Source organism: Alkalibacterium indicireducens, from assembly GCF_039522005.1.
GTDB classification, from domain to species: Bacteria; Bacillota; Bacilli; order Lactobacillales; family Carnobacteriaceae_A; genus Alkalibacterium; species Alkalibacterium indicireducens.
The window spans coordinates 1-7,670 of sequence record NZ_BAAADA010000034.1; the positions used below are offsets into that span (position 1 = coordinate 1).

Consider the following 7,670-nt stretch of genomic DNA (forward strand, 5'->3'; position numbering starts at 1 on the left):
GACTACCGAAGGAATAGACGTCTCAATGTGTCTGGAAGTGACTGTTGGAAAGCGGCCATCTGATACAGCCTTCTGGACAAGCTGGTTGGCGTGATAAATATACTCTTTGGATAGCCGGGTCAATTCAGCTGCTTGTTCTTTAGTCGGCTTTAATTTCACTTTGAGCACTTTAACACAGGACTGTGTCTGTTCTTTTTTCACTCGCTTCACCTCTATCACGAATACAAACGTGTGTTCTTTTTTTGTTAACTTTAGTATATCACTCCGTCAACGGAAAGGCTATAGAAAGGTACACCTATTTTTAAAAGAAAAAGAAGACAAAACAATCAGACATTTATCTCAATTTACGCTCTCATCCCACGATTAAAACCGTGGGCTTTCACGCTTGATAGTTCTGTAATGAAAACCGGGAGCAGTCCTGTACCAGTTTCCAGTGCCTGAATCGGCCCAACTAGCCCTACAATACCGAAGCCCGCTGTCTGCGGAACCCCTTGGATGTTAAATAAATACACACCTATACTGGACAATATTGCATTTAATATAACCGGAATCAGTAGTTTTGGATGTCTGACGAGATTCGGCATCATCATTTTCATGGCACCGAGCAAGATAGCCAGCGTCGTTCCTTTCTGATTGACTTCTTTAGATCCGATGACTAGAACCGCTGTACAAGCAGTCACACCTATAGCTGCAGCACCCGCTCCTAGGCCGCTGATCCCGATGGCTATGGCTATGGCAACCGTTGAGACAGGTGAAATAATCAGGATGGAAAAGGCTATGGCAATCAATATAGTCATCAGGAGTGGTTGAAGAATCGTAAAGCTGTTAAGTATATGTCCAATCATTGAGGTAGCTGATGATACATAAGGGAGCATCAGCAGTCCAACAGTACCCGATCCGACTCCTACTATAATCGGCAGGAGAATAAGCGTCATTGATCCTAAACGGTCATTCAGTTTCCTGGTCAGGTAAACAGCAAAGCCCGCCGTCAGCATAATATTTACCAGATCGCCTATCCCTAGAAGCGTGATGCCGGCTTCAGATACACTGTAAGCCCCCGATCCGAGAAAAGTGGCGGCTCCCACAATGACGCTTTGAATCGCATTCAGTTTAAACTGGTTGGCTACCAGAACGCCAATCATTGCTGCTGTAAGGAACTGCATCGTGCCTACTACAGCAGAAAGGGAGCTGAAAATAGTGCTGTATGGTGTAAGAGCTTCAAAGATACCGCTTAGTATGGCATCAGGAATCAGTCCAATGACAATTCCACTCGCTGTTCCCGTCAGTACTTTATTGCTGAAAGTCTTGAATGTTTCCTTTTCCATTGTATCCATCAAATCTCCCCTTTTCTTTGAGTTGATCCACGGTGTAGGTTATTTCATTAGCTTTAATTTTTATCCATGAAAATTTGATGATAAACTCGTAACGGATGTATCTACAAAAAATCCTCTTTGTCGCAAGCCTGTTATAGCAGGTCTGCAACAAAGAGGAGAATGGCCACAGTTTGTTCTTTGGTTATTCTGCTTCGTCCCTAAAATGAGAGACATCGTTGTATTTTTCAAGATGATATAGTCCGTCTTCATATCTGGCCACAGACACACTGGCATTAAGTAATGATTTAGATCGTGTGAGATCCGGAATGAGATTCTCCAGGATGTACCGGATCGTTCCACCGTGTGCAACTAAAAGAATGGTTTCTCCTGAATCACGGTGCTTGTCGATCAGTTTGATCAGTCCCTGCTCAACGCGTGACCAGAACATCATAAAGTCTTCGGCATGCTTTTCCGGATCAACCGCACGGAAGGCATTCATCCGTTGAGGTACATCTGTATTTCTGAACATTTCTTTTGATGTGTCGTATCCCAGATAATCTCTAACTTTATCGTAAGCATCCGAACCGTACATGCCTTCCATCGACCCGAAGAAAACTTCTCGGAATTCCGGCATCTGAACCATGTCCATTTTATCTACCTGCCCATTCTCTTCCAGAATGATGGAAGCTGTTTCCTGGGTCCGGGACAGATCACTTGTGTAGACTGCATCAAACGTGACATCTTTCAGGCCACGTCCACATCGTCTGACATCCTCTTTTCCGTGGTCGGTCAATGGTGTGTTGCTCCATCCCTGCATGCGTCCATAATAATTGAAGTACGTTTCGCCATGTCGGACAAAATAAATTGTTACCCCTTTTTCAGCCATACTAGCTCCTCGCTTTCTTTTTCTCTCTCTATCTATTCTAACAGACGTCTTTAGGATAATCGACAGCTAGCCCTGCTTTTCCACGTAGACGCCATTGTTTATCTGAATCAAGAAAAGCATCAGACCAGCCGGGTTTCCGATCTGTTCCGATGCTTTAATCTTAAATCAGTAGTTATCTTTTATTGCCCGTCTCATCTGACGGTCCTGTTCACGTCGCTTGATGGTCTCACGTTTGTCATACTGTTTCTTCCCTTTGGCCAGGCCGATCAGTACTTTGGCAAAACCGTTCTTGATGTAGACTTTAAGCGGAACCAGTGTGTTCCCGCCCTGTTTGACTTCTCCATACAGACTGTCGATCTCTTTTTTCTTCATCAGCAGTTTACGTGGACGTACCGGGTCATGATTAAACTGATTCCCCTGTTCAAATGGTGCAATGTGGACATTATACAGCCAGATTTCACCATCTCTAATACTGGCATAACCGTCTTTCAAGTTGATCCGGCCGGCACGGATGGACTTGATTTCCGTTCCTTTAAGCACAATGCCAGCTTCGATCGTTTCGAGAATCGTATACTCGTAACGGGCTTTTCTATTCTGGGCAATTAACTTGCCTTCTCCTTTGGGCATGTAAATCCCCCTCTATCATTTACGTTTTTTTCCAGGCTTCTTGGTCTTTCTTCTTCCTTTAAACCGACCTTTTCCTTTATCTTTATCGTTCTTACTTTTGTCATCTTTTGAGCCGCGGCGTGGACCTCTTCCTTTTTTAGAACTGTCCTGTTTCTTACGGCGTCTGACTCTACGCGATTCATCAGGTTTCTTCGATTCATCTTCTTCAAGCTGAAAATCGATCTGATAATTATCTGTGTCGGCTCCGATGACTTTCACCTTGACAGCTTCCCCGATTCGGTACACTTTTCCGGTACGGGTACCAATCATGAGCATATCCCGTTCGTTGAATTCATAGTAGTCATCGTTCATGTTCGAGATGTGAACCAGTCCTTCGACCGAATTGGCTAGCTGGACAAACATCCCGAAATTAGTCACAGAAGTAATGACACCTTCAAAGGTTTCGCCCATCTTGCTCTGCATGTATTCCGCTTTTTTCAGTTCATCTGTTTCACGTTCAGCATCTACTGCTCGTCTTTCAGTAACAGAACTGTGCTCAGCGATTTCCGGCAGCATTTCCTGCCAGCGTTTCTTCGCCTTTCCTGATTTATCCACTTCCGTATAGTAATGAATCAGACGGTGCAGAATCAGGTCAGGGTAACGTCTGATCGGTGAGGTGAAGTGCGAATAGTAGTCCGCAGCCAGACCATAGTGGCCAATCGGCTCCACATCATACTTAGCCTGTTGCATGGATCTCAGGAGCAGCATGCTGATGACGCCTTCTTCCGGCTTGCCTTTTACCTTATCCAGAATATCCTGAAGCAGTTTTGGACTGATATTTTCTTTCGTTGCTTTGACATTGATTCCAAAGCTGGAAACGAATTCGATGAATCGCTGCATTTTTCCTTCGTCAGGGCGATCATGAACACGGTACAGGATAGGCAGATGCTGTTTGGCATAATGTTCAGATACCGTTTCATTTGCAGACAGCATGAACGATTCGATCAGGCGTTCACCGACACCACGTTCTCTAAGCAGGATATCGACTGGCATCCCCTGAGGGTCGACTTCGATTTTTGCTTCGCGTGTGTCAAAGTCGATAGATCCTCTCTGTTCTCTTCTTTTTTCAAGAATGTTATGCAAGTCTTCCATCTGCTCAAGCATATCGACAATTTCAGAGTACTCTTCTCTACGTTGAGCATCCTTGTCCATAAGAATTTCATTTACCGCAGTATAAGTCATGCGGTAATGAGAGTTGATGATACTTGGTGAGATTGTATAATCTACGACAGCTCCGTTTCTGTCGATTTCCATCTCACAGCTCAGTGTCAGACGGTCGACATTTGGGTGCAGAGAGCAGATTCCGTTTGAAAGACGCTGCGGCAGCATAGGGATAACGCGGTCGGTCAAATACACACTGGTTCCCCGTTCAAAGGCTTCTCTGTCCATCGGGCTGCCTTCTGTGACGTAATGGCTGACATCTGCAATATGGACGCCCAGATAGTAATTGCCATTGTCCAGTTTCTTCACTTGGATCGCATCATCCAAGTCTTTCGCATCTGCTCCGTCAATCGTAATGATCATTTCATCACGGAGGTCTTTTCTTCCTTCGGTGTCTTCTTCAGAAATCGTATCCGGTACGGATTCTGCTTCTTCAAGCACATCTTCTGGGAACTCAGAAGGGATATTGTATTTGTGCACAATAGTCAGGATTTCAATCCCCGGCTCATCTTTATGTCCGATAGTATTGGTGACAATCCCCTTCAGATCCAGATTTCCTGCAGTATCAGAATACTCGGTCAGTTCAACTTGAACAATGCTACCCTCGACCGGGCGAATCCCTTTTGCTTCAATCTTGACTAGAACACTCGGCAGTTTCTGATTGTGAGGGGTAATGAAGCCATACAGGCCTAATTCTTTCACTTCGTCATCCGTATAAGGGTGGAATTCACCAAAGACGACGGTGGTCCCCCGTTCAATAATTTCAACGACTTTCCCAGCTGGACCTTTATCTTTCCATGGCATTGCTTCTTGAGTCACTTCTACTTTGACCAGATCACCATTCAATGCTGAATTTGTTTCAGTTGGTGGAATGAAGATATCCGATTCATATTCTTCGATTGTGACGAATCCGAATCCTCTATCGTTTCCACTAAAGCGTCCCTGCATAGCAGACGAAGCTTGTTTCAACTTGAATTTACCACTTGAAAGCAGGACTATTTTTTCTTCTCTTTCCAGTTCAGCAATAGCCTGGACCAGTTCCTTAAAGGCATTGGACCCTGAACGACCCAGCCCTTCACTGATCTCATTGACTTCAACTGACTGGCCGTCCTGTTCATTCATAAATGCTAGGATCTGTTTTTTCAGTTCTTTTCTTGCTAGTTCCTTGTCTTTTTCAGAACTCATTTAATCACTCCATTCTAAGGAAGACAGATAAGTCAGTACATCGATCTGCACGTCTTTCCCGATCTTTCCTGTTGTCAGTACATGCGGCGCATCTTCATAGAAATGGAAGTCTACATCCGCATTGACCAGGGCATCTTTAAATTTGACTGCAGACTGATCATTGATCATCTCGTCTTGTCCACCCTGTGCTATAAATAGTTTTTTGTTCAACTGGTCATACTCTTTCTCCATTTCAGCGACATGCGCACGGACCCCATCAAGTATGGCCTGGACTTTAACTTCAGCTGAAGTTTTCAATCCCGCAATTTCTTCTTTCGAATAGCCCGCCTGCTCTTTCATATGTTCATACCAGATCATGAAATGCTCGGGCACGTTTGTATCATATTCAGATATAACCGGAGAAGCAAACGTCCCACCGCCTATGACGTCCTCGTTAAGCAGGAGATCAGTCGCTACGATTCCACCCAGAGACAAGCCCATGACTGCCACCTCGTCGTAGCCTTTGTCCTTAAGAAAGGCCAGCGCATCCTTCCCGTCCTGAACCCAGTCCTTGATCGAATAGTCAAACAAGTCGTCGGGATCATTAGTCCCGTGACCTGAAAATACTGGAGCATAGACAGTGTAGTCTGCCCTCTCCAGCGCGCGTCCCAGACTCAGCATGTCTTTCGGGTTACTAGTGAACGCATGAAAGAGCAGAACTGCTCGTTTTCCACTTTCGTAAAATAATGATTTATCTTTCATAATATCCTCCTTAAGTCTCTTCTTCATTCTACCCTAATTTGACACATTTTTGTACCAAAACACAATAAGAAAAGCTTCACGTGCCGTTCAGCCTCGACAAGAAAATAGGAAATTTACCCCGAATGAGCATCCTGCGCAATGGGTAAATTTATCTTTTTATCGAGAGGCTGGTGCGAGAAGCTAGACAGCACTTAAATGTGTACATCCCCCTCACAATAAGAAAAGCTTTAGAGGCAATAAAAAAGCACTCCTTCTAACCAGATCCAATAAGCAGAGTGCTTACTGAGAAAACAGTTAACAGGAGTACTTAAGATTCACATTCATTTCAGCTTAAAAGAATCGTGTCAATAAGAAGGACAGCACGAAGAATAAAATCAGACTGACGATCGTTGTCTTGATCAGTACTGCTTCGAATCCTCTGGCTTTTTGTTTACCGAATAATTGACTCGCTCCGCCCATGAAGGCATTGGATGCACTTTGAGTTTTTGTCGGTTGCATGGCAATAACAATGATAATGAATACAGATAAGATAAGCATAACCGTTAACAGAATTTCATACATGAGTATAGACCTCCTTCTTACAAATCTCCTATTTTATAGGATAACACACCCCGCTCACGTTTTCCAGTCCCTATTATTTTGAATTTACCCAAAATTCTCTAATTTAAAGAATAACTATAAAAGCCCGAGAAATACACATGTGGAAAACATGGATTCCTCGGACTTTTTAGCTGTCCACAGTATAAATCTGTGGACTATTTGCATCCTGTTCCATGTTATAATTGAGTCACAACAAAACAAAAAAACAAAAACAGGAACTGAGGTTATTCTACCATGAAATCTACGGAAATTTATCAAATGAAGCGAAATTTACTTACTTTTTTAGAAAAATTGACCAAAGGTCTTTCGAAACCGCGAAAGAAATTTTACAGTGATATTTTATATGGAATGTCTAAGGCGCAAAACACACTATTATCAGATATTGCACGAGCCTTAGAAGAAAAGATTGATTTACAGTACACCATTAAGCGCTTATCTCGTAATGCTGCTGAAGAAAACGATTTGAAACAGGTCCATCGAAACTACTTAAATACTTTAAAAACATCTATTCCGGATAACCCTTTGGTTATTGTTGATGAATCAGAAATCGTTAAACCATATGCTGAAAAAATGGAAGACTTAGCGCTAGTGCGTGATGCCTCAAAAAATGTGCTAGAAAAAGGTTATCCTACCCTTAATTTTTCAATGGCTACTCCGAAAACCAAACATCCCTTACCGCTTTATAATCATTTGTACTCTTCCAAAGAAGAAGATTTTCAAAGTCAGAATATAGAAATAGCCAAAGGCTTTAATACCGTCCACACTTTTTTAGGAAAGAAAAAGGCAACTTTCGTGATGGATCGCGGTTATGACCGAAACATGATCTATGAGTATGTTGAAGAGCTCGGGCATCACTTTATTACTCGTCTGAATGATAATCGTTATTTACTCCATAAAAACCGTCGAATAAAAGTGCCGGATTTAGCGAATCGCCGAAAAGGAAAAATCAACTTTAAGACAGAGATTCAAGGCGAAAAATATCACTTAAAGGTTAGCCATATTAAAGTAAAACTACCCGTTCTACAAGATACGCCTCTCTATATGGTTGTCGTGTATGGTTATGGGGCAAAACCCATGAAATTATTAACGAACCATTCGATTAAAGGAAAGGACGATGT

The 7,670-nt window shown here is 43.0% G+C and carries 8 protein-coding genes; 1 reads left to right on the forward strand and 7 read right to left on the reverse strand.

What is annotated here, in order from left to right; translation table 11 throughout:
* From ABFX15_RS02305 to secG, 7 genes are all read right to left on the reverse strand, one after another.
* Window positions 1–201: hypothetical protein (locus ABFX15_RS02305; RefSeq protein ID WP_346023916.1), on the reverse strand; the 201-nt coding region annotated here is incomplete at its 3' end.
* A 143-nt stretch (window positions 202–344) separates the two neighbouring features.
* Window positions 345–1,334 carry a PTS sugar transporter subunit IIC gene (locus ABFX15_RS02310; protein WP_346023917.1) on the reverse strand — a complete coding sequence of 330 codons (990 nt, stop codon included), beginning with the start codon at window positions 1,332–1,334 and terminating at the stop codon, window positions 345–347.
* Window positions 1,335–1,515: 181 nt separating this feature from the next.
* Window positions 1,516–2,199, reverse strand: a complete 684-nt coding sequence (locus ABFX15_RS02315; protein WP_346023918.1) for a histidine phosphatase family protein — start codon at window positions 2,197–2,199, stop codon at window positions 1,516–1,518.
* Between the two features lie 165 nt (window positions 2,200–2,364).
* Window positions 2,365–2,826 (reverse strand): SsrA-binding protein SmpB, encoded by a 462-nt coding sequence (gene smpB, locus ABFX15_RS02320; protein ID WP_346023919.1) that lies wholly within the window; start codon window positions 2,824–2,826, stop codon window positions 2,365–2,367.
* 15 nt (window positions 2,827–2,841) lie between these two features.
* Window positions 2,842–5,211 carry a ribonuclease R gene (rnr, locus tag ABFX15_RS02325; RefSeq protein ID WP_428830577.1) on the reverse strand — a complete coding sequence of 790 codons (2,370 nt, stop codon included), beginning with the start codon at window positions 5,209–5,211 and terminating at the stop codon, window positions 2,842–2,844.
* The gene (locus tag ABFX15_RS02330; protein WP_346023920.1) at window positions 5,212–5,952 is read right to left on the reverse strand and encodes an alpha/beta hydrolase; all 741 of its coding nucleotides are present in this window, start codon (window positions 5,950–5,952) and stop codon (window positions 5,212–5,214) included.
* A gap of 330 nt (window positions 5,953–6,282) precedes the next feature.
* The gene (secG, locus tag ABFX15_RS02335) at window positions 6,283–6,513 is read right to left on the reverse strand and encodes a preprotein translocase subunit SecG (RefSeq protein WP_346023921.1); all 231 of its coding nucleotides are present in this window, start codon (window positions 6,511–6,513) and stop codon (window positions 6,283–6,285) included.
* 273 nt (window positions 6,514–6,786) lie between these two features.
* On the opposite strand from secG, the gene ABFX15_RS02340 reads away from it, so the two are divergent.
* On the forward strand, window positions 6,787–7,670 hold an 884-nt coding region (locus ABFX15_RS02340), incomplete at its 3' end, for a transposase (protein WP_346023922.1).